Raw genomic sequence first — 22,905 nt, 5'->3', positions numbered from 1 at the left:
GAACAGGAGTACCGCGACGCCTTGATGACAATGCGCCGGCTGCTGGGATTTCGTTGGTCAGGAAGCCTTTTTTGCCCCCGCACTGGCTCCGGCATGGTCGAGCAGCCGCCGCGCCATGCTGGCGCCGACGACGAGATGCGTGCAGAGCCCGCCGGCGAGCGCGGCGAGCAGCGGTTCGAACTTGCTGTCTTCCTGCACCACCATCAGCCGCTTTTCGATCTGGCGCAGTGACGACAGCGAGGCCGAGATGACGCGGCGGTTGTAGCTGCAGTCGAGCGCCTTGCCGGCGGCATCGATGATCTGGCCGGCAACGACGCCGGCGGCGCCCGCTTCGCGCAACAGCCCCATCTCGCCGGGGCTGAGCGCGCCGCATTTGACGACATGGCTGTCGCCATCGACCGTGCCTACCGAATAGAGCGCCAGATCGCAGTTTGCAATATCGGCCAGTTGTTCGCGGATCACCGGTTCGGCGCGCAGCCCATGCGCCAGCAATTCCGTCGTCAGCACCAGCGGCGCGTAGAAATTGAGGCCCTTGGCGTTGAGCCGCCGGGCGATCTCCATCGTGCACTGGTCGGGACGGTAGGAGTAGGGCGCGCCGAGATTGCCGCAGAGCTGCACAACGGTGACGTCCTGCAGGTCGGCATAGGACATGACGTCGGCGATGGTGTAGACGGTGCGGCCCCAGGCGACGCCGATCCGGTCGCCCTTCTTGACCAGTTCGAGAAAGACGCCCGCCGCCAGCACCGCAACGTCCGTCGAAGGGTCGACGACATAGGCATTCTCCGGCGCGATCCACACCGCATCAAGCTTGAGCGCGTCCTCGAGCTGGCGCGCAAGCACGTCGTCGGTGAACAGCTGCGTCGAGGTCGAGATGTTGACGATGCCGGTCTCGCGCGCCTTGCGCAAATACATGGCGACCGAGGCGCGGGAGATGTTAAGCTGGCTGGCGACCTGGTCCTGGCGCAGGCCATGGGCATAATAGAGCCATGCGGCCTTGTGGATAAGCTGTTCTGCCGGTCGGATCGCCATGCCGTCTCCTCGGCTGACATTATTCACGGCTCTCGACAAAAGTCAAACTGGCGTGGGTACACGATACCTCTTTGCCCATCGAATCTGGACGATCATTGCGCCAAATGTGCCCGGTCGGGAATCGCCGATGGTGACGTGGCGGGAACCTGTGGTTAGAAGTTCTCAACAATGAAAATTCGGGGAGCACGGGATGGGCAGTCCCTACGAGCAGGATCTCGGCAAGAACGCCGCCAACCATCAGCCGCTGACGCCGCTCACTCATCTGGAGCGGGCGGCAAGCACCTATCCCGATCATGTCGCCATCATCCATGGCAGCCAGCGCATCACCTATCGCACCTTCTGGCGGCGCTCGCTGAAGCTGGCCTCGGCGCTGTCGAAGCGCGGCATCGGCAAGGGTGATACGGTGACCGTCATGCTGTCCAACACGCCCCCCATGCTGGAGGCGCATTTCGGCGTGCCGATGGCCAAAGCGGTGCTGCATTCGCTCAACACAAGGCTCGATGCCGCCGTCATCGCGTTCCAGCTCGACCATGCCGAGACCAAGGTGCTCATCGTCGACCGCGAATTCGCTGCTGTCGTCAAACAGGCACTGGCACTGGCCAAGGTGAAGCCGCTGGTCATCGACTATGACGATCCCGACTATGCCGCCGATGCACCCTATCCCAAGGGCGAGCGCATCGGCGCGATCGACTATGAGGCGTTCGTCGCCGGCGGTGACCAGGGCTACGCCTGGTCGATGCCCGACGACGAATGGGACGCCATCTCGCTCAACTACACCTCCGGCACGACAGGCAATCCGAAGGGCGTCGTCTACCACCATCGCGGCGCTGCCCTGATGGCTTACACCAACACCATCCATGCCGGCATGGCCAAGCACGCCGTCTATCTGTGGACGCTGCCGATGTTCCACTGCAATGGTTGGTGCTTCCCATGGACAATGGCCGTCCAGGCCGGCACCCATGTCTGCCTGCGCTGGGTGCGGCCGAAGCCGATCTATGATGCCATCGCCGACCACGGCGTGACGCATCTTTGCGGTGCGCCGGTCGTCATGTCGGTGCTCATCAACGCCAGCGATGAGGACAAGCGCCACTTCCCGCAGACCGTTACCTTCAACACCGCTGCCGCGCCGCCGCCGGAAGCCGTGCTGTCAGGCATGGCCGATGCCGGCTTTGCCGTCACCCATCTCTACGGCCTGACCGAGACCTATGGCCCGGCGGTCGTCAACGAATGGCACACCGCCTGGGACGGTCTCGACAAGGGCGAACGCAGCGCCAGAAAGGCCAGGCAGGGCGTGCGCTATGCCGCACTCGAAGGCCTGACGGTGATGGACGCGGAGACGATGCAGAAGACGCCGGCCGACGGCGAGACCATCGGCGAGGTCATGTTCCGCGGCAACATTGTCATGAAGGGCTATCTGAAGAACAGGAAGGCGACCGACGAGGCTTTCGCCGGCGGCTGGTTCCACTCCGGCGACCTCGGCGTCATGCATCCCGACGGCTACATCCAGCTCAAGGACCGCTCCAAGGACATCATCATCTCCGGCGGCGAGAACATTTCATCGATCGAGGTCGAGGAAGCCCTCTACAAACACCCGTCCGTGGCGTCCTGCGGCGTCGTCGCCAAGGCAGACGACAAATGGGGCGAGGTGCCGGTCGCCTATGTCGAGCTGAAGCCCGGCAAGGTGGCAAGCGAGGCCGAGATCATCGAACACTGCCGCGCGCTGCTCGCCCGCTTCAAGGTGCCGAAGGCGGTGATTTTTGCCGAGATCCCGAAGACATCGACGGGGAAGATCCAGAAGTTTCAGCTGCGGGAAATGGCGAACGGATCTTAGTTCCAGAGCGCAACGGCACGCAAGGTCGAGTTCGCGCACACCCTCTGTCACCATCTGTCACCAAATTATACGCGTACGTCGAATTCGCATTGACACTTCCCTCTTTTCGATTTACGAGTGACGAAAGTTGAAATTCGTCACTCGTTAATCGACAGAGAGCCATGTCCGAAGCCGCCAGCATAATGGCCGACTCCACCCGCCAGGAGAATGTCACTCGCATTCTCGACTGTGCCGAACGCCTGTTCCGGCACTATGGTTACGGCAAGACCAATGTCGCCGACATCGCCCGCGAACTCGGCATGTCGCCGGCCAACATTTACCGTTTCTTCGCCTCCAAGGTCGAAATCCACCAGGCCGTCTGCGGCCGCATGCTCCTCGCCAGCTACAACATGGCCTACGAGATTTCCCGGTTGCCGATCAGCGCCGAGGAGCGGCTGCGCCGCTACGTGCATGCGCAGTACAAGATGACACTGGAAGTCATGCTCGACGACCAGAAGGTCCACGAAATGGTCATCGTCGCGCTCGAGCGCGACTGGGGCGTCATCGACAAGCATATCGACAGCATTCACGACCTGTTTGCCGAGGTCATCCGCGAGGGCATCGAGGCCGGCGAGTTTGCCGACCAGGATCCGGTCATCGCATCGCGCTGCTTCGGCGCCGCCACCGTCATTCTGTGCCACCCGCAAATGGTGGCGCAGTGCCTTGCCAAGACCAATCGGGCGATGCCCGACGATCTCATCGATTACGCGATCAAGGCTCTGAAGTAATAGCCGCCGCCCGCCGGGCGCCGGTGTCGACCGTTCATCTCCAGTCGGGAGTACGAAAGTGTCTTTGTCCAGTTCCATCATCCGCAAGCTGCCGGTCGCCGGCCTGATCGTCGCCACGCTCGGGCTCGCCGCCTGCAGCCAGGAGAAGACCGAGGTCCAGGACATCATCCGTCCGGTCAAGGTGGTCGAGATCGGCCAGGCCGAAAAGAGTCGCGAACTCACCTATTCCGGCTCGGTGCGAGCCCGTACCGAAATGAACCTCGGCTTTCGCATCTCGGGCAAGGTCACTGAGCGTCTGGTCGACATCGGCCAGCATGTGACGACAGGCGATGTGCTAGCCCGTATCGATCCCACGGACTATGAGTTGTCGGTCAAGAGCGCCAAGGCCAGCCTCGACGCCGCCGAGCGGCAGGTCGAGACGGTCGATCTGTCCCGCAAGCGCGCTGAACAGCTTTTTGCCAAGAACTTCACCTCCAAGTCGCAGCTCGAACAGGCGACGCTGAGCTACAACCAGGCGGTAGCGACGCGCGATGCCGCCCGCTCTACACTTGCCCAGGCGCAGAACCAGGTCGTCTACACCGATCTCAAGGCGAGCGAGAACGGCATTGTCACGGCGGTCTCGGCCGATGTCGGCCAGGTGGTCGGCGCCGGAACGCCTGTGATGACTGTTGCCGTTGACGGCGAAAAGGAAGTGCTGATCGCGGTTCCCGAAATGGACATCGCCGCTTTCAAGCCGGGAAAGGACGTCAAGGCCAGCTTCTGGTCCGATGACGCGCTGGCGCTCTCGGGCAAAGTGCGTGAAGTCGCCGGCAGCGCCGACCAGCAGTCGCGCACCTTTGCCGTCCGCGTCTCGCTGCCCGACGACCCGCGCGTGCTGCTCGGCATGACCGCCAACATCGAGGCCTCGGTGGCCAAGAAGCAGGAGATGGTGTCGATCCCGCTTAGCGCGCTTGCGGAAAAGGATGGTCGCAAGATTGTCTGGACCGTCGACCGCGCCGGCGAGACGGTGCACGAGCGCCTGGTCAAGGTTGCGGAGTTCACCGCCGACGGCGTCAGCGTCGCCGACGGGCTCAAGCCGGGGGATGTCGTCGTTGCCGCCGGCACCCAGTTCATGACCGAGAATCTCAAAGTCAAGCTGACCGGCGATGCGGTCCAGGCCGCCTCTGCGGAAGGCGATGCCGCAAAGGCCCTGCGCTGACCGCAGGCATGAAGCCGGCTTGATCGTCGCTTCGGCGAAAGGGCTGGGCAAGCGAATTCAGGGTTTCCGGGCGGCGAGCGCCCGATGGTCGAGACGCCAAGATCGAGTTCCCCCGCATCGATCCGCGCGTCCCACCGCGATGAGTGTCTCTCCGCTCGGAAAGCCTCGCCGCCCGGAAGCCAGCATCGGAATATCCTAGCTGCATGCAAAGCGCATGCGCGCACGATCAACGAATTGGACTGACGCCGATGACCACCACCGACAGCAATGAAAAGCAGCCTTTCAATCTTTCGCGCTGGGCCATCGGCCATCCCTCGATCGCGCGCTTCCTGTTCGGTCTGATCATCATTGCCGGCGCGCTCGGCCTGATGCGCATGGGCCAGAAGGAAGACCCCGATTTCACCTTCCGCGTCATGGTCGTCCAGGCGATCTGGCCGGGCTCCTCGATCCAGGAGATGGAAGACCAGGTCGTCAACAAGATCGAGCGCAAGCTGCAGGAAACGCCGCACCTCGACTTCGTCCGTTCCTACACCCGCGCCGGCAGCGCCATCATCACCGTCCAGATCAAGGGCGACACCAATGCAGAGGAGGTGAAGGACGCCTTCTACCAGGTGCGCAAGAAGGTCGGCGACATCTCCGGCGACCTGCCGCAAGGCCTGCTCGGGCCCTATTTCAACGATGAGTTCGGCGACACCTTCATCACCCTGCACTCGATCGGCGGCGACGGCTACAGCTATCCGGAGCTGAAGAAATTCGCCACCCAGGCTCGCGACATGCTGCTGACGACGCCGGGCGTCGAGAAGGCCGTCATCATCGGCGACCAGCCGGAGAAGCTTTATATCGACGTCTCGTCCAAGGCCCTGGCCGAACGCGGCCTGACGCTGACCGACCTGCAGAACGCCATCAAGGGCCAGAACAATGTCGATCCGGCGGGCTCCGTCGACACCGGCCTGCGCTCGGTGCGCATCTCGGTCGAGGGCGATGTCACCAGGGCTGCCGACATCAGGGAATTGCGCCTGCGCGCCGGTGGTCAGGTGACACGTCTTGGCGACATCGCCACCGTGAGTTCCGGTCTCGAAGATCCCTATCAGCGCAAGTACCGCTTCAACGGCCACGAAAGCGTCCAGGTCGGCGTCGTCATGGCCAAGGGTTTCAACGTCAGGGACGTCGGCACGGATGTCGAGGCGACCTACAAGCGCTTCGAGGAAGCGCTGCCCTACGGCGTTGCGGTTGACCAGATCTCCAACCAGCCCGAGGTTGTCAAGGACGCCGTCAACGAGTTCATGGAGGCGCTCGGCGAGGCGCTGCTGATCGTGCTTGCTGTCTCGCTGCTGTCGATCGGCTGGCGTTCCGGCCTGGTCATCGCCATTGCCATTCCGCTGGTGCTGGCCGCCACCTTCGCCGTCATGTACGAGCTCGGCATCGATCTGCAGCGCATTTCGCTCGGCGCCCTGATCATCGCGCTCGGGCTGTTGGTCGACGACGCCATGATCGTCGTCGAGATGATGGAGCGCAAGCTGGAGGAGGGGCTGGTCAAGATCGAGGCGGCGAGCTTCGCCTATTCCTCGACCGCCTTCCCGATGCTGAGCGGCACGCTGATCACCATAGCCGGCTTCATCCCGGTCGGCTTCGCCGCCTCGACCGCAGGCGAATATGTGCGCACGCTGTTCTATGTGGTCGGCATCGCGCTGGTCGTGTCGTGGTTCGTCGCCGTCTATTTCACGCCGTGGCTGGGCTACATGATCCTCAAGCAGCGCAAACATGCCGGCAACCATCATGACGCCTTCGACACCGGCTTCTACCGGCGGCTGCGCGCCACGGTCGGCTGGGCGGTGCGCCACCGCATCATCGTTCTGGTGATGACGCTGGTCACCTTCGCCACCAGCCTGTGGGCGTTCCAGTTCATCCCACAAAACTTCTTCCCGCAATCCTCGCGGCCGGAAATCCTCGTCGATCTCTGGTTGCCTGAGGGAACCTCGATCAAGGAGGTCGAGACGCAGGCCAAAGCGCTGGAAGCCCGGATGATGGACGACAAGGACAAGCGCTTCATCGCCACCTATATCGGCGAAGGCGCGCCGCGCTTCTTCCTGCCGCTCGACCAGCAATTGCGCAATCCGAACTATGCGCAGCTTCTGGTGATGGCCAATGACGAGCCGGCACGTGAGCGGCTGATCCTCAAGCTGCGCTCAGTCCTGGCGCAGGATTTCCCTTCGATCCGCTCCAAGGTCGACCGTCTGTTCCTCGGCCCGCCGACCGGCTGGCCGGTGCAGATGCGCATCATGGGTCCGGACCGCCAGGAGGTGCGCCGCATAGCTGACCAGGTGAAGGCGAAATTCGCCGAAAATCCGCTCCTCGGCGCCGTCCATGACGACTGGCTGGAGCCGGTACCGGCGATGAAGCTGGTCATCGACCAGGACCGCGCCCGTGCGCTTGGCGTCACCTCGCAGCGCATCCGCCAGATGCTGCAGGCAGCGATGTCCGGCGCGCCGCTCGATGACTTCCGTGATGGCGAGGAGACGGTTTCCATCGTCGCCCGCGAACCGGACGCCAGCCGCAGCCTGCTGTCCTCGGTCGACTCGGTCTATATCCCGACCGATTTCGGCGGCTTCGTGCCGCTGTCGCAGGTGGCCAAGGTGGTGCCGGTGCTCGAGCAGGGCGTCGAATGGCGGCGCGACCGCCTGCCGACCATCTCGGTGCGCGCCACGCTGCCGGATGGCGTGCAGTCGAACGACGTCGTCACCAAGCTCTACAATGACATGCAGGGCATGCGCGCCGGCCTGGCGCCCGGCTACAAGATCGAGATCCAGGGCGGTGCGGAAGATTCCGCCGAAAGCCAGGCCTCGATTGCCGCCAAGGCGCCGATCATGCTGGCCGTCATCGTCGTGCTCCTGATGATCCAGCTGCAGCATTTCGGCAAGGCGATGCTCGTGCTGGCCACCGGTCCGCTCGGCATCATCGGTGCGGCGGCGGCTCTGTTGATCAGCGGCGCGCCGTTCGGCTTCGTCGCCATCCTCGGTGTCATCGCGCTGCTCGGCATCATCATGCGCAACTCGATCATCCTGGTCGACCAGATCGATCAGGACATCGCCAGGGGAATGGACCGATCGGAGGCCATCATCGGCTCGGCCGTGCGCCGTTTCCGGCCGATCGTGCTGACGGCGATGACGGCGGTGCTGGCGCTGATCCCGATCTCGCGTGCGGTGTTCTGGGGACCGCTCGCCTACGCCATGATGGGCGGCATCCTCGTCGCCACCGTACTCACCATCCTGGTGCTGCCGGCAGGCTACGCGCTGTTCTTCGGCCGCGAGCCGAAGAAAGGCAGGAAGCCGGCTGATGAGGCGGTGCAGGACAATGACAGGCCGCCACTGGCGCTGGCCGCCGAGTAGGCGCTGCCGGCGCACAGGATGCACCTTGGAAAAGGCTGGAACGCCGTACGCTTGACGTGCGGCGTTCTGGCTTTCTCGTTGCCGGTGGCACCGAGCGCCCAGGCAAGTATCTCAACACCAGGCGGGTTCATCAAAATAGGTTGAACGGCCACCTGTATGAAAATGCTTCGCGGCGCCGGTTTTGCAAAACAGAATTCCTTTCCAGGACGGCAAAGCCGTCCGATCCTGCTTACATCTCGGAGCGGCAACGCTCGTTCGCATCAGGTGATCATCCCATGGCAGACAATAAGCAATTGCGGCTCGGCGCCTTCATGCGTCCGGTCAGTCTTCACACCGGGGCCTGGCGCTATCCCGGCTCATATCCCGATGCCAACTTCAACTTCGCCCATCTGAAGCGCTTCGCGCAGACGCTTGAGGCGGCGAAGTTCGACGCCTTCTTCATGGCCGACCATCTGGCCGTGCTCAACATGCCGATCGAGGCGCTGCGGCGCAGCCACACGGTGACCTCGTTCGAGCCGTTCACGCTGCTGTCGGCGCTCGCCGCCGTCACCGACCATATCGGCCTTGTCGCCACCGCATCGACGACCTTCGACGCGCCCTACCACATTGCCCGCCGCTTCGCCTCGCTCGACCATATCAGCGGCGGCCGCGCCGGCTGGAACATCGTTACCACATCCAATCCCGACGCCGCGCTGAACTTCGGCCTCGACGAGCATGTCGAGCATGACGAGCGCTATCACAATGCGCGGGAGTTCTATGATGTGGTGACTGGCCTCTGGGACAGCTTTGCCGACGACGCCTTCATACGCGACGCCGAGAGCGGGCTCTATTTCGATCCCGCGAGGCTGCATGTGCTCGACCATAAGGGTGAGCATCTCTCGGTGCGCGGCCCGCTCAACATTGCGCGGCCGGTGCAGGGCTGGCCGGTCATCGTCCAGGCCGGCGCATCTGAGGCCGGGCGGCAGCTGGCAGCCGAAACGGCGGAGGTGATCTTCGCCGCCCATTCCGATCTGGCGGCTGGGCAGCGCTTCTTTGCCGATGTCAAAAGCCGGGCCGAGAAGCTCGGCCGTTCGCGCGACGACATCAAGATCCTGCCCGGCGCTTTCGTCATAGTCGGCGACAGTGTCGAGGAAGCGCAGGCCAAACGCGCCAAGCTCGACAGCCTGGTCTATTACGAGAGCGGCATTGCCTCACTGTCGATCGCGCTGGGGCACGACGCATCCGGCTTCGATCCCGACGCGCCCTTGCCCGAAATCCCAGAAACCAATGCCTCGAAGAGCGGCCGCGAGCGCGTCATCGAACTGGCGCGCCGGGAGAATTTGACCGTCCGCCAGCTGGCGCAGCGGCTCGGCGGCTATTCCGGCCTTGCCTTCGTAGGCACGCCGAAAACCATTGCCGATTCGATGGAGGAATGGCTGTTTGCCGAAGGGTCAGACGGCTTCAACGTCATGTTCCCCTATCTGCCTGCCGGGCTCGACGACTTCGCCGAGAAGGTGGTGCCCGAGCTGCAGCGGCGAAAGCTCTTCCGGCGCGAGTATGAGGGCACCACCTTGCGCGAGAATCTCGGCCTGAAGCGTCCGCCGAACCGGTTCTTCGAAGGCTCCGAAGCGGTCATCCGCAAGGCCGGCTGACGTCTGCCACAAAAAGAAACGGGCGCGCCGAAGCGCGCCCATTCTTTTCAAGCCATCACTTTCAGATGACGAAGTACCAGTTGGCGAGCAGCATCACCACCAGGCCGGCGACCAGCGTCAGGTAGGGCAGCATGCCTGCCTTTTTGACCGAGAGGTCTGCGCCCGCCATGCCGAGGTCGGCCAGCATGTGGTCGGGGAACTTGCCCTTGTCTTGGACGTAGTGCCGGTAGCAGAACACCGGGATGATCAAGGCGGCTGTGATCAGGCCGGCCCACAGCGCCATCGGGTTCCACACCTTGGCGCCGGCGCCCATGAAGATGGCGTTTACATAGGCGAAGATGGCGCCGAGGCCGAGCAGCCAGCTCGGCGCCTTCCACGGCCGGTTGATGTGGCCGTTGTCGATGCGGTGGATCCAGCCGGCATTGAGGTTGAGGAAGTTGAAGATGATGTAGCCGCAGTTCGACACGGCAAGGATGAAGAAGAAGCTCGTCGCGTCGGCCGAGGCGATGGCCAGCACGATCAGGTTGAAGACGAGATCGGTCCACATGGCGCGCGTCGGCGCGCCATGCTCGTTGACGTGGCTGAGATAGCGCGGCAGCCAGCCGTCGACAGAGCCCTGGTAGAGCGTGCGCGACGAGCCGGCCATTGCCGTCATGATGCACAGCACCAGCGCCAGGATCATCAGCATCACCAAGAGGCTGTGGATCAATGCGCCACCCCCGACCATGCCGGCCAGTGCATCGGCGACACCCGAGCCGTCGACGATCGGCGTCGCCAGCATGCCGTTGAGGCCCAGCACGCCCTGGAAGGTGAAGGGCACCAGGATGAACAGAAGCATGCAGAGCAGGCCGGAATAGAAAATCGCCTTGAACGTGTCGGTGCCCGGGTTCTTGAACTCCGATGTGTAGCAGACGGCGGTCTCAAAACCATAGGTCGACCATGCGGCGATGAACATGCCGCCCAGCACCAGCGTCCAGCCGGCAATGTTCCACGAGCCGGGCTCCGGCGCGTAAGCCGCCGCCAGCGGCACCAGCGGCGAAAAGTTCGCCCAGTTGATCTGGCCGGTGACGATCGGCACGACACCGACGATCAGCATCGGGATGATGACCAGGAGGCCGATATACTTCTGCACATTGGCGGTGCCGAGAATGCCGCGATGCTGGATCGAGAAGATGATCAGCATCAGCACCGCGCCGATGAAGAAAGTGGCATTGAGGGTGAAGGAGACAGGACCCAGCGTGTGGCTGAACAGCGTCCAGTTGCGGATCGCCGGCGTGGCCGCCGCGGTCACCGCGGCGATGGCGTCGGCAGGCACCGTTCCGGCATGCGCCGCGATATAGGCGACGACGTCCGGCGACGCCTCGGTGAACAGCGGCACCGGCGCCAGCGCGTTGAGAATATAGGCGGCGGCGATCGAGCAGCCCAGCGACAGCACCGGCGACCAGGCGAACCAGTTGCACCACACCGACAGCGGCGCGATGAACTTGGAATAACGCAGCCAGGCGGTGGCGCCGTAGATCGAGGCGCCGCCCGACTTGTTCGGGAACAGGCCGGCGATCTCGGCATAGGTGAAGGATTGCAGGAAGCCCATGATCATGGAAGCGATCCAGATCCCGAAGGCCAGCGTTCCCGTCGTTCCGGCAATGCCGCCGATCGAAAACAGGACAAGGGCAGGAACGCCGCTCGCCACCCAGAAGGCGCCGCGCCAGTCGATGTTGCGGAGCAGCTTGCCTTCAGCGGGCTGCTCCAGGGCAGTGGTAATCGTGCTCATCTGTCTGAATTCCCCATTTTGTGTTCCCGGCCGGTGATGCCTCGGCTTCGCGAAGCTTGTTCCCCGGTACATGACCGCACAACTCCAGTGTTTCCACTCAGTCGTATTTTTTTCTTAACAGTGAAGATTGATCCGGCGCGCTTTCACGTCAAGTGATTTGTGGCGTCGTGCACATCACGGTTGCGAAAAGCTCGCTTTGTCCTTCTCCCTTGTGGGGTGAGAAGCGGTCCGCGGTAGCGGACGGAAAGCCAATTGCTTTCGAGCTTCGAACGCCCTGAGCCTGCGAAGGGCCGGGGGTGCAACCCTCAGGATCGCGGCCTGGTCTTTTGCGGATCGTAGTGAGCGAAGGCCACCACCCGCGCCGGCAGCCGCTTGGCATGACCGTCGAGCTTGCCGATCTCCACCTCTGTGCCGATTGCCGCGTGGGTGACGTCAAGCCTCGCCAGAGCGATGTTTTTGTTCAGCACCGGCGAGCGCATGCCCGAGGTGACGACACCGATCTGGGCGCGGCCGATATGGACGCAATCCCCATGGCCGACCGCGACATTGCTGTCGATGTCGAGGCCGACGAGCTTGTGCTGCGGATGTTCCTTGCGCCTTATCAGAGCCTCGCGGCCGATGAAATCGTCGGTCTTGGCCTTCAACGGTACGGTGAAGCCAATGCCCGCCTCGAACGGGTCGGTCTGGTCGGAGAATTCGTAACCGGCGAAGATCAGCCCGGCTTCGATGCGCACCATGTCGAGTGCCTGCAGGCCCATCGGCTTCAGCCCGTGCGGCTGGCCGGCCTCCCAGATGGCATCGAACACTTTTTCGGCGTCGCGTGGGTGGCACCAGATTTCGTAGCCGAGCTCGCCGGTATAACCGGTGCGCGACACCACGACCGGAATGCCATTGCCGCCGCCGATGCGCGCGACAGCGAAGCGGAACCATTCGAGTTCGTCGATCGACGGTTGCAGCGGCGAGGTCCAGACCACCTCTCGCAAAATGTCACGGCTCTTCGGCCCTTGGACAGCGACATTGTGCATCTGGTCGGTGGACGAGCGCACCAGCACGTTGAGGCCAAGCTTCTTTGCCGTCTCGCGCAGCCATTCGCCGGACAGGTCATCGCCGCCGACCCAGCGGAAATTGTCCTTGCCGAGCCGCAGCAGCGTGCCGTCGTCGATCATGCCGCCATGCTCGTAGCACATGGCGGAATAGACGACCTGGCCGACGCCGAGCTTCTTGACGTCGCGGGTCAGCGTGTATTGCAGCAGCGCTTCGGAATCGGGACCGGTGACCTCGAACTTGCGCAGCGGCGACAGGTCCATGATCACCGCGTCCTGCCGGCAGGCCCAGTACTCGGCGATCGGCCCCTCTTTGGCGAAAGAATTGGCCAGCCAATAACCCCGGTATTCCACGAAGTTGCGGGTGTGCTTGGCGAAGCTTGAATGGAAGGCGGTCTCGCGGGTCATTTTCGGTTCCGAATCGGGCGTCATGCGTCTGGCGATCGCTCGCGAGAATTTGTGCTGGCCGGAATAGGTTCGCACATGGATGTCGGTCGGGTTCCAGCCATTGGCCGGTGTCGTGTCGTCGGGACAGGCGGAGGAGACGCAGACAATGTCGGTGAGCGCCCTGAGCAGCACATAGTCACCTGCCCGCGACCACGGCTCGTCCGACACCATCACGCCATGGGCGTCGATCTCCGTGTTGAAGAAGAAGTTGATCGCCATCCAGCCGGCGCGGGGCGTCACGCCCTTGTCGGCCAGCGCGCGATTGAAGTTCTCCGAGCAGTTGGTGTGGCCGGGATAGCCGATGTCATCGTAATATTTGGCGGCACACGCCAGCGCGAATGCGTCGTGTCGCCCGCATGTGTCCTGGATAACCTCGACCAGCGGCTCCATGTCCTGGTCGTAATATTTCGAATGCAGGCCCGGCATCGGGTAGCTCGACCCCATCAGCGTGCGCGTGGTCGTTACGTCGAGCGGATGGTCCAGCCCCTTGTCCAGCTTGCGCGCCGAGAAGCACTGGAAATCGGTGCACTGGCGGCCGTCAACATCGATGATCTGCAGGTAGTCGCCCGCCTTGACGAAATAGGATTCGGCTGTCGCCGAATGGACGCGCAGATCGAGCACCGGATCGGCAAGCGGATCGGCCAGCTGCGACTTTGTCTTCAGGCGCACGGTGGCGCAGCGCACCATGACGGTGAGCGGCGTTGCCGTATCATGGCCGTCGACGAGCATCGGCCCGCCGGGTGCGGCAATCAGCATCGCGCCGTCGCGCCTGACCGTGAATGCCTGCTCGGTGCCAGCAGGGGTTGCGCCGCCGAACACACGCACCGCCTTGGGCTCGTCGAGCTGCACCTGGCGGCGCTCAAGGCCACGACGGACGGAAGCCAGGCTGTCATCGCCCTCGGCCAGAAGCGCCTTGATCCCGGCGGCATTGCTGTTGGACTTTTCGCCGAGGATGGAAGGATCGGTGGCGCCGGTCCTGTCCCAGGCCAGCAACTCGCAAGCCTGCCCGCCCTCGACATTGCGCACGGTGAACGTATCGCCGGCCTCGACCTCGATCAGCACCGCGCCATTCCCCAGGATAGTATGGCGCTCCATGCCCGGCGGCAGCGCGATCTGGCCGGGCCTCAGGATGAGGCTCGGCCGCGGCGGCCCGGCTGTCACTGAAGGGTAGGGCGACTGGCTCATCTCAGCCTTGCGGTTACAGAAACAAGTTTGCCTGTGTGTAAAATTATTTTAGCAGCAAGAATAGCAGCGCGGTTGGGTTTAGCAAGGTGGAGGTGGCGTTCTCGACGCGGTCGCTGCAGGTTAGACCCTTCCAATCAAACCCATCTTCCGAACGCCAGCGCCGCCCCTCATCTGGCTGCCGCCATCTTCTCCCCGTAAACGGGCGAAGCTGTCGTCGCCGGCTTCGCCAATCGCCAACGTTGCAGGATGAGCGCCGAGGCTGCGGCCAGCTTCTTTCTCCCCGTCACAATACGGGGAGAAATGCCCGGCAGGGCGATGAGGGGCGGCGCCAACACCTGAAACTATCGAGCTAAAGCTCCTCGGAATGCCCGATAGCCACACCATACTCCGCAGCCGAATCCAACATCGTGTGCCACAGACTTTCGGCAAACGTCGCAAACACCAGGAGGTTGAACACCGCCTGCCCATCCGCCTTGTCACCAACACGCCAGAGCGTGACGCTGGTGTGATCCATCGAGGTCGCGGCAGCAGCGCCAACCGGAAACGCATCGGGATGCAAATCAATCGACGACAGTTTCGCCAGCATGGCGCGCGCCTTGGGGCCGCAGATGCTGATCAGCACGCGTGCATGCGATTGGTCGGATAGCGAAGCGGAAGATGCAAAGGTCTGAGCGAGCACCTCAGTCCTGCCACCCTTCGACAGGACAAAAAACTGATCCGGTCCCGACCAGATCAGCGTCGCATCCGCGGTGCCAACCGCCTTCGGCGTTTCCGGAGCCGCGACGCCGAAACGAGCGTTCGCGGCCTCGGCCAAATCACCCGCCTTGCCGCGCCGTGCCATCACCTGGACGAGGTCGAAATTGCGGATCTCGGTCAGCGACACACCGGCATCGCCTTGCACGCCGTAAGCGCCAGGAGCGAGCGCGCGCTCGAGCGGGCTACGAACATCCCAGGAAAAATCAGCCACGCTGGCGCCCTCCATCGGGATCGTAGAAGACGGGATTGCAGAGTTCGACATCATAGTCTTCACCGCGCAGCGGATCATGCGCGTGGACGATCTCGCCGATGCGTTCGCGGCCGCGCTCGACAAGACCGAGACCGATCCACTGGTCGAGCGTCGGCGAGAAGCAGACCGAGGTGACGTAGCCCTGGTCGTTATCAGGCCCGGGCGTCTGGCCCTTCGGGATGATGTGCGCGCCGGAGCGCAGGCGGCGCGCCTTGTCGACCGGCTTGATGCCGACCACGACCTGCCGGTCCGGCGCCACCAGCGCCTCGCGGCCGGCCATGACGCGGCCGATGAAATCCTTCTTGGTCGACATCATCTTGCCGAGACCGAGATCGGCGGCGGTCGTCGTGCCGCTCAGTTCCGGTCCGGCGACATGGCCCTTTTCAACGCGCATGACGCCGAGGGCTTCTGTGCCATACGGCGTCACGCCGAACGGTTTTCCCGCCAGTATCAAATTGCGTGCCATCGCTTCACCGTAACGCGCCGGCACCGAAATCTCGAACGCCATCTCGCCGGAGAAGGAGATGCGGAACAGCCGCGCCTTGATGCCGCCGCGCAAAGCGACTTCGCGCACGCCCATGAATGGAAAACCTTCGTTCGAAAGGTCCTCGGCAGGGTCGACGATTTCCTTCAACAGGTCTCGCGTCCTTGGCCCGGCAATCGAGAATTGCGCCCACTGGTCGGAGACTGAGGTCAGTTGCACGTCGAGTTCGGGGAATAGCACCTGCCGGCAGAATTCGAGATGCTGCATCACCAGCCCGGCCTTCGCCGTGGTCGTGGTGAGGAAATAATGGTCATCGGCGAGCCGGGACGTCGTGCCGTCATCATAGACGAGGCCATCCTCGCGCAGCATCAGCCCGTAGCGGGCTTTTCCCACGGCAAGGTTTGAGAAGGTGTTGATGTAGACGCGGTCGAGGAAGGCGCCGGCATCGGGGCCGTGTACATCGATCTTGCCCAGCGTCGAGACATCGCAGAAGCCGACGCCCAAGCGCACCGCCTTGACCTCGCGGGTCACGGATTCCAGCCAGTCCTTCTCGCCCGCGCGGGGGTACCACTGCGCCCGCTTCCACAGGCCGGTGTCGACAAAGATCGCGCCTTGTTCGGCCGCCCAGTGATGCGACGGCGTCAGCCGCGTCGCATGGAAATTTTCGTCGCGATGGTGGCCGGCAAAAGCGCCGATGGCGACCGGCACGTAGGGCGGGCGATAGATGGTCGTGCCCGTCTCGGGAATGGATTTGCCCGTCACCGCCGCCATGATGGCGAGGCCGGCGACGTTGGATGTCTTGCCCTGGTCGGTCGCCATGCCGAGCGTGGTGTAGCGCTTCAGATGCTCGACCGATTCAAAACCCTCGCGCTGCGCCAGCTCGATGTCGGATGCCGTGACATCGTGCTGCTGGTCGACAAAGGCTTTGCCCTTGCCGGCGACGTGCCAGAGAGGCGTCAGCGAGAAGGACTCGTCGCCGGCAACAGCTGCAGAGCCCGGATTGCCATTGCGTCCCGCGTCCCGCGCCGCTGCGGCGCCGGCCTCGAAACCTGCGCGCAGGCAGGCGCCTAGCCCGAAGTCGCCGTTAGCCGCACCTGCGGCGACCATACCGGGCGGCGCGCCGTCCGGCACGAAGGCGGCGATGTCGTCTCGCCATTTCGGCCGGCCGCGATGGTAAGAGGTGAGCCCGACCGCCGGATTCCAGCCGCCGGAAACGGCAAGCCCGTCGGCCTCGACCTCGGCGCGCGCGCCGCCGGTCAGCGACACCGCTATTTTTCTTACGCCGTCCTTGCCGCCGTCGACGCCGCTGACCGAACCATGCAGCACGGTGAAGCCGTTCCTGGAAGCGAGAGAACGATGGGCAGGCGAGACGTCAGGCCGCGCGTCGATCACCGCCGCGATCTGCAGCCCGGCGCCGAGTGCCGTCTCGACCGTGCGCCAGCCATCCTCATTGTTGGTGAACAGCGCGATCCGCTTTGCCGGCGTCGCCGCATAACGTGTGACGTAGGTGCGGATGGCGGACGCCATCATCACGCCGGGCGTGTCATTGCCGGCAAAGACGATGGGACGCTCAATCGCGCCGGCGGCGACGACGCAGCGCTTGGCCACGATGCGCCACAGGCGCTGGCGCACCTGATGCTCGGGCGGCACCGGCAGATGATCGTTGACCCGCTCGATCGCGCCATAGGTACCGCCGTCATAGACGCCGAACAGGGTCGTGCGGGTCATGATGCGGACATCCGGCATCGAGCTGAGCTCGGCCAGTGTGCGCGACAGCCACTCCGCGGCCGGCAGACCGTCGATCGTGCCGCCATCCGACAACAGACGGCCGCCGGGCGCAAAATCTTCTTCGCACAGGATGACGCGCGCACCGCTGCGGCCTGCAGCGAGTGCGGCGGCGAGACCGGCCGGACCGGAGCCGGCGATCACCACATCGCAATGCGCCCAGGCCTTATCGTAGTGATCCGGATCGGGGGTGACCGCCGCGCGACCCAGACCCGCGGCGCGTCGGATCGCCGGCTCGTAGACCATTTCCCAGAATTTTGCCGGCCACATGAAGGTTTTGTAGTAGAAGCCGGCGACGAAGATCGGTGCGAACAGCTGGTTCACCGACATCACATCGTGGCGCAGCGACGGCCAGCGGTTCTGGCTGACCGCTTCGAGGCCTTCATAGAGTTCGGCCGTCGTAGCCTTGGTGTTGGCCTCGCGCCGTGCGCCGGTGCGCAGTTCGACCAGCGCGTTGGGTTCTTCCGAGCCCGCAGTCAGAATGCCGCGCGGACGATGGTATTTGAACGAGCGGCCGACCAGCTTGACGCCATTGGCGACCAGGGCCGACGCCAGCGTGTCGCCCTGGAAGCCGGAAAATGTCGTGCCGTCGAAGCGGAAGGTGAGGGGGGTGGAACGGTCGACGAGACCGCCGGATGAGAGACGATGAGAGGTCACGATGTCCAGCCTCTGATCCATATGGTGTCATGGCGAAGGATGGCGCCGCCCCTTACCCTCCCCCTTGTGGGGAGGGTCGCTGCGCAGCAGCGGGGTGGGGGTCGGTGCCGCACCNCATGCCGGGACGGCGGATCCTGTGGCGGCCTGGCTGGAAGCCGGCGGCGAGCGCGTGGCGCGCATTCGCGAGCGGCTGCAGGCGCTGACCGAAGGCGGGGATATCACCGTGTCCAGGCTGTCGGTGGCTTCGGGGCTGATGAGCGATCTGACGGGGATGTGAGGCTCGGGACTTACCCTCCCCCTTGTGGGGAGGGTCGCTGCGAAGCAGCGGGGTGGGGGTGCGGCACCGACCCCCACCCGGACCTGCGGTCCGACCTCCCCACAAGGGGGAGGTAGGGGGCTGGCGCTTTTCGCGACGGCTGTGGTCTCGACAGAATAGCTCATGTCTCCACCTGGCTCGCACCAGCCCCCGCCGCCGGTTCCACCGCCGAGATCTCGTGCGTCAGCGTGTTGCGGGTGACCTTCAGCCAGGCCCGGCAGCCACCGCCGTGATACCAGTTCTCTGCCATCACGCCGGCGATGTTGTCGCGCAGATAGACATAGTCGTAGACGGCATCTTCGCCGGCATCCGCCGCCGGCCGTACAGGCTTGGCATCGCCGAGATAGCTGAACTCGCCGAGTTCGCGTTGGCCGCAGAAAGGACAGGTGATACGCATCTTGTTCCGGCCGCCTCAATGCAGGTTCGGTTGGGCGCCTTGGCCCTTTTCGTCGATCATGGCGCCGCGCTGGAAGCGGTCGAGCCGAAACAGCGCCGCCTCCTTGTGCGTTTCGTCACGCGCCAGAAGATGGGCAAAGACGAAGCCGGAACCGGGCGTCGCCTTGAAGCCGCCATAACACCAGCCGGCGTTGAGGTAGAGCCCGTCGACCGGTGTCTTGTCGATGATCGGCGAGCCATCCATCGACATGTCCATGATGCCGCCCCACTGGCGCAGAAGCCGCACGCGGCCGATCATCGGGATCAGCGCCATGCCGCCTTCGCAGACATCTTCCATGACAGGCAAATTGCCGCGCTGGGCGTAGGAATTGTAGCCATCGATGTCGCCGCCGAAGACCAGCCCGCCCTTGTCCGACTGGCTGACATAGAAATGCCCGGCGCCGAAGGTCATGACGCCGGGGATGAGCGGCTTGATCGCCTCCGAGACGAAAGCTTGCAGCACATGGCTTTCGATCGGCAGGCGCATGCCCGCCATCGCTGCGACACGCGACGATGACCCGGCGACTGCCATGCCGACCTTGCCGGCGCCGATCTTGCCGCGCGACGTCTCGACGCCAGTCACCTTGCCGTTGCCGTCCCGGACAAAGCCGGTGACCTCGCAGTTCTGGATGATGTCGACGCCGAGTTCGCTCGCCGCATGGGCATAGCCCCAGACCACCGCGTCATGCCGCGCGGTGCCGCCGCGGCGCTGCAGGAGGCCGCCCTGCACGGGAAAGCGCGCATGGTCGAAATTCAGGAACGGCAGCATCTTCTTCAGCGCCGCCTGGTCGAGCAGTTCGGCATCGATGCCATTGATGCGCATGGTGTTGCCGCGCCGCGCATAAGCGTCGCGCTGCGCATCGGAATGATAGAGGTTGAGGACGCCGCGCTGGCTGACCATGGCGTTATAGTTGAGGTCCTGCTCCATCCGCTCCCAAAGCTTCATCGAAAGCTCGTAGAAGCCGGTATTGCCGGGCAGGCCGTAATTGGAACGGATGATGGTGGTGTTGCGGCCGGCATTGCCGGAGCCGATCCAGCCCTTTTCCAGCACGGCGACGTTTCTGATGCCGAACTCGCTGGCGAGGAACCAGGCGGTGGCGAGCCCATGGCCGCCGCCGCCGATGATCACAACATCGTAGTGGTCCTTGGGCGCCGCATCGCGCCAGGTGCGCTGCCAGTTCTTGTGGCCGGAAAGGGCAGCACGGGCGAGCGAGAAGATCGAATATTTCATCAGGTCATTCCGAGGTCGCTCGCACCGCTAGGACGATTATATGTCCAGCGTGTGGTCGCGCTCCCATTGCGTGAAGTGCGAAGCATAGGAATTCCATTCCTGGTGCTTCAGCTTTAGATAAGCCGACGAGAATTCCTCACCCAGCGCCGCCTTGAGCGATTTGTCCTTGTCGTATTCGCGAAGCGCGTCGAGCAGGTTGAGCGGCAGCTTCGGCGCGCCCTTCACAGTGTGACCGTTCTGGTACATGTCGATGTCGTAGCGCTTGCCGGGATCGGCCTTGGAGCGGATGCCGTCGAGACCGGCGGCAATGATGACGGCCTGCAGCAGATAAGGGTTTGCGGCGCCGTCCGGCAACCGCAGCTCGAAGCGGCCGGGGCCGGGCACGCGCACCATGTGAGTGCGGTTGTTTCCGGTCCAGGTCACCGTGTTCGGCGCCCAGGTGGCGCCCGAAATGGTGCGCGGCGCGTTGATGCGTTTGTAGGAGTTCACCGTCGGGTTGGTGATGGCGGCCAGCGCCGAGGCATGTTTCATGATGCCGCCGAGGAAATTCTTGCCCTTGGCCGACAGGCCGAGTTCCATCGCGTTATCGGCAAAGACGTTGACCTTGCCGGCCTTGTCCCAGACCGAAATATGGGCGTGGCAGCCATTGCCGGTCAGGCCTTGGAAAGGCTTTGGCATGAAGGTCGCGCGCAGGCCGTGTTTCTCGGCCACCGACTTGACCATGAACTTGAAGAAGGAGTGCTTGTCGGCGGTGGCGAGCACATCGTCGAAGGCCCAGTTCATCTCGAACTGGCCGTTGGCGTCCTCATGGTCGTTCTGGTAGGGGCTCCAGCCCAGCGCCAACATGTGGTCGCAAATCTCGGCGATGACATCGTAGCGGCGCATCACCGCTTGCTGGTCGTAGCAGGGTTTTGAAGCCGTGTCGTATTTGTCGGAGATGACGCTGCCGTCCGGCGAGATCAGGAAGAACTCTGCCTCGACGCCAGTCTTGACATGCATGCCGTCAGTGGCGGCTTCCGCGATCAGCCGGCGCAGCGTGTTGCGCGGCGCCTGCTCGACTTCCTTGTCGTCCATGATGCAGTTGGCGGCGACCCAAGCGACATCGGGCTTCCACGGCAGCTGGATCACCGAATCCGGATCCGGCACCGCCAGCATATCAGGATGCGCCGGCGTCAGGTCGAGCCAAGTGGCGAAACCGGCGAAGCCGGCGCCGTCCTTCTGCATGTCGGCGATCGCCTGCGCCGGCACCAGCTTGGCGCGCTGGCCGCCGAACAGGTCGGTGTAGGAAATCATGAAATATTTGACGCCGTTCTCTTTGGCGAATGCGGCGAGATCGTTCCCCATTATAGTTCCTCGCTTATTTTGATGTGTTTTTTAGAAGCCGTTTTTCCCCGGTATCCAGTTGGTGCCGGCCAGCGGCACGCCGGCCATGGCGGCGGCTTCGATGGTGAGGGCTACGAGATCCTCGGGCTCGAGATTGTGCAGGCTGTTCTTGCCGCAGGCACGCGCAATGGTCTGCGCCTCCAGCGTCATCACCTTGAGGTAGTTCGCGAGACGCCGTCCCGCGGCGACCGGATCGACCCGCTTCATCAGTTCGGGGTCCTGCGTGGTGATGCCCGCGGGGTCGCGGCCCTCGTGCCAGTCGTCATAGGCCCCGGCGGTGGTGCCGAGCGCATTGTACTCCGCTTCCCAGCGCGGATCATTGTCGCCGAGTGCGACCAGCGCTGCCGTGCCGATCGACACCGCGTCCACGCCGAGCGCCAGCGCCTTGGCGACGTCGGCGCCATTGCGGATGCCGCCGGACACGATCAGCTGCACCTTGCGGTGCATGCCGAGATCCTGCAGCGCCTGCACCGCCGGCCTGATACAGGCAAGCGTCGGCTGGCCGACATTTTCGATGAACACTTCCTGCGTCGCCGCCGTGCCGCCCTGCATGCCGTCGACGACGACGACATCGGCGCCGGCCTTCACCGCAAGTGCAGTGTCGTAATAGGGGCGGGCGCCACCGACCTTGACGTAGATCGGCTTTTCCCAGTCGGTGATCTCGCGTAGTTCGAGGATCTTGATCTCGAGATCGTCCGGCCCGGTCCAGTCGGGATGGCGCGAGGCCGAACGCTGGTCGATGCCTTTCGGCAGCGTGCGCATTTCGGCAACGCGATCGGAGATTTTCTGGCCAAGCAGCATGCCGCCACCGCCCGGCTTGGCGCCCTGGCCGACGACCACTTCGATGGCGTCGGCGCGGCGCAAATCCCTGGGGTTCATGCCGTAGCGCGACGGCAGGTACTGGTAGACCAGTTGCTTGGAATGGCCGCGCTCTTCCTCGGTCATGCCGCCGTCGCCGGTGGTGGTCGACGTGCCTGAGAGTGTGGCGCCACGGCCGAGCGCTTCCTTGGCCGGGCCGGACAGCGACCCGAAGCTCATGCCGGCAACGGTGATCGGGATTTTCAGCTCGATCGGCTTCTTGGCATAGCGCGAGCCCAGCACGACCGACGTGTCGCACCGCTCGCGATAGCCTTCCAGCGGATAGCGCGAGATCGAGGCGCCGAGGAACAAAAGGTCGTCGAAATGCGGCAGCTTGCGCTTGGCCCCGGCGCCCCTGATGTCATAGATGCCGGTCGCCGCGGCGCGGCGGATTTCGGAAAGCGTGTAGTCGTCGAAGGTCGCGGATTTGCGCGGCGTCGTCGGCGGGTTCTTGTAGGTCAT

General features: G+C 63.9%; 14 protein-coding genes. 5 read left to right on the top strand and 9 right to left on the bottom strand.

All coding sequences use genetic code 11. From position 1 onward, the window contains the following. Positions 1–57: 57 nt before the first annotated feature. Positions 58–1,029 carry a sugar-binding transcriptional regulator gene (locus X726_RS161235; protein WP_023668566.1) on the bottom strand — a complete coding sequence of 324 codons (972 nt, stop codon included), beginning with the start codon at positions 1,027–1,029 and terminating at the stop codon, positions 58–60. Between the two features lie 190 nt (positions 1,030–1,219). On the opposite strand from X726_RS161235, the gene X726_RS161240 reads away from it, so the two are divergent. The 5 genes from X726_RS161240 (at position 1,220) to X726_RS161260 (ending at position 9,842) form a co-directional block, all read left to right on the top strand. Then, on the top strand, positions 1,220–2,860 hold the full coding sequence (locus X726_RS161240; protein ID WP_023668565.1) for an acyl-CoA synthetase: 1,641 nt from the start codon (positions 1,220–1,222) through the stop codon (positions 2,858–2,860). 161 nt (positions 2,861–3,021) lie between these two features. Next, positions 3,022–3,627, top strand: coding sequence for a TetR family transcriptional regulator (locus tag X726_RS161245; protein WP_023668564.1), 606 nt, complete (start codon positions 3,022–3,024; stop codon positions 3,625–3,627). Positions 3,628–3,685: 58 nt separating this feature from the next. Then, positions 3,686–4,825, top strand: coding sequence for an efflux RND transporter periplasmic adaptor subunit (locus X726_RS161250; RefSeq protein ID WP_023692166.1), 1,140 nt, complete (start codon positions 3,686–3,688; stop codon positions 4,823–4,825). Between the two features lie 248 nt (positions 4,826–5,073). Next, on the top strand, positions 5,074–8,211 hold the full coding sequence (locus tag X726_RS161255; protein ID WP_023668562.1) for an efflux RND transporter permease subunit: 3,138 nt from the start codon (positions 5,074–5,076) through the stop codon (positions 8,209–8,211). A gap of 275 nt (positions 8,212–8,486) precedes the next feature. Continuing rightward, positions 8,487–9,842, top strand: coding sequence for an LLM class flavin-dependent oxidoreductase (locus X726_RS161260; RefSeq protein ID WP_023668561.1), 1,356 nt, complete (start codon positions 8,487–8,489; stop codon positions 9,840–9,842). A 61-nt stretch (positions 9,843–9,903) separates the two neighbouring features. On the opposite strand, the gene X726_RS161265 is transcribed toward X726_RS161260, so the two are convergent. The 8 genes from X726_RS161265 to X726_RS161300 form a co-directional block, all read right to left on the bottom strand. Further along, a complete protein-coding gene (locus X726_RS161265; protein ID WP_023668560.1) occupies positions 9,904–11,613 on the bottom strand; it encodes an APC family permease in 1,710 nt (569 codons plus the stop codon). 305 nt (positions 11,614–11,918) lie between these two features. After that, positions 11,919–14,288 (bottom strand): aminomethyltransferase family protein, encoded by a 2,370-nt coding sequence (locus X726_RS161270; RefSeq protein WP_023668559.1) that lies wholly within the window; start codon positions 14,286–14,288, stop codon positions 11,919–11,921. 349 nt (positions 14,289–14,637) lie between these two features. Beyond that, a complete protein-coding gene (locus tag X726_RS161275; protein WP_023668558.1) occupies positions 14,638–15,270 on the bottom strand; it encodes a sarcosine oxidase subunit gamma in 633 nt (210 codons plus the stop codon). Then, positions 15,248–18,241, bottom strand: coding sequence for a sarcosine oxidase subunit alpha (locus X726_RS161280; RefSeq protein WP_023668557.1), 2,994 nt, complete (start codon positions 18,239–18,241; stop codon positions 15,248–15,250). Before X726_RS161280 ends, X726_RS161275 begins: the two co-directional genes overlap by 23 nt. Before the next feature lie 416 nt (positions 18,242–18,657). Then, a complete protein-coding gene (locus tag X726_RS161285; protein ID WP_023668555.1) occupies positions 18,658–18,933 on the bottom strand; it encodes a sarcosine oxidase subunit delta in 276 nt (91 codons plus the stop codon). Between the two features lie 15 nt (positions 18,934–18,948). Next, on the bottom strand, positions 18,949–20,202 hold the full coding sequence (locus X726_RS161290) for a sarcosine oxidase subunit beta family protein (protein ID WP_023668554.1): 1,254 nt from the start codon (positions 20,200–20,202) through the stop codon (positions 18,949–18,951). A gap of 36 nt (positions 20,203–20,238) precedes the next feature. Further along, the gene (gene glnT / locus X726_RS161295; RefSeq protein ID WP_023668553.1) at positions 20,239–21,546 is read right to left on the bottom strand and encodes a type III glutamate--ammonia ligase; all 1,308 of its coding nucleotides are present in this window, start codon (positions 21,544–21,546) and stop codon (positions 20,239–20,241) included. Between the two features lie 30 nt (positions 21,547–21,576). Then, complete coding sequence (locus X726_RS161300) at positions 21,577–22,905, bottom strand: FMN-binding glutamate synthase family protein (RefSeq protein ID WP_023668552.1); 1,329 nt, start codon at positions 22,903–22,905, stop codon at positions 21,577–21,579.

Source organism: Mesorhizobium sp. LSJC285A00, assembly GCF_000503155.1.
Classification (GTDB): Bacteria; Pseudomonadota; Alphaproteobacteria; order Rhizobiales; family Rhizobiaceae; genus Mesorhizobium.
The sequence above is the reverse complement of the archived record's forward strand: the minus strand, read 5'-3'. Positions and strand labels throughout refer to the sequence as shown.

Excerpts from the sequence above, each read along its gene's own strand:
- X726_RS161275 (WP_023668558.1), bottom strand. The coding sequence starts at position 15,270 with ATGGAGGGCGCCAGCGTGGCTGATTTTTCCTGGGATGTTCGTAGCCCG.
- X726_RS161280 (WP_023668557.1), bottom strand. The coding sequence starts at position 18,241 with ATGGATCAGAGGCTGGACATCGTGACCTCTCATCGTCTCTCATCCGGC.
- glnT (WP_023668553.1), bottom strand. The coding sequence starts at position 21,546 with ATGGGGAACGATCTCGCCGCATTCGCCAAAGAGAACGGCGTCAAATAT.
- X726_RS161270 (WP_023668559.1), bottom strand. The coding sequence starts at position 14,288 with ATGAGCCAGTCGCCCTACCCTTCAGTGACAGCCGGGCCGCCGCGGCCG.
- X726_RS161245 (WP_023668564.1), top strand. The coding sequence starts at position 3,022 with ATGTCCGAAGCCGCCAGCATAATGGCCGACTCCACCCGCCAGGAGAAT.
- X726_RS161260 (WP_023668561.1), top strand. The coding sequence starts at position 8,487 with ATGGCAGACAATAAGCAATTGCGGCTCGGCGCCTTCATGCGTCCGGTC.
- X726_RS161235 (WP_023668566.1), bottom strand. The coding sequence starts at position 1,029 with ATGGCGATCCGACCGGCAGAACAGCTTATCCACAAGGCCGCATGGCTC.
- X726_RS161265 (WP_023668560.1), bottom strand. The coding sequence starts at position 11,613 with ATGAGCACGATTACCACTGCCCTGGAGCAGCCCGCTGAAGGCAAGCTG.
- X726_RS161285 (WP_023668555.1), bottom strand. The coding sequence starts at position 18,933 with ATGCGTATCACCTGTCCTTTCTGCGGCCAACGCGAACTCGGCGAGTTC.
- X726_RS161255 (WP_023668562.1), top strand. The coding sequence starts at position 5,074 with ATGACCACCACCGACAGCAATGAAAAGCAGCCTTTCAATCTTTCGCGC.
- X726_RS161240 (WP_023668565.1), top strand. The coding sequence starts at position 1,220 with ATGGGCAGTCCCTACGAGCAGGATCTCGGCAAGAACGCCGCCAACCAT.
- X726_RS161300 (WP_023668552.1), bottom strand. The coding sequence starts at position 22,905 with ATGACCTACAAGAACCCGCCGACGACGCCGCGCAAATCCGCGACCTTC.
- X726_RS161290 (WP_023668554.1), bottom strand. The coding sequence starts at position 20,202 with ATGAAATATTCGATCTTCTCGCTCGCCCGTGCTGCCCTTTCCGGCCAC.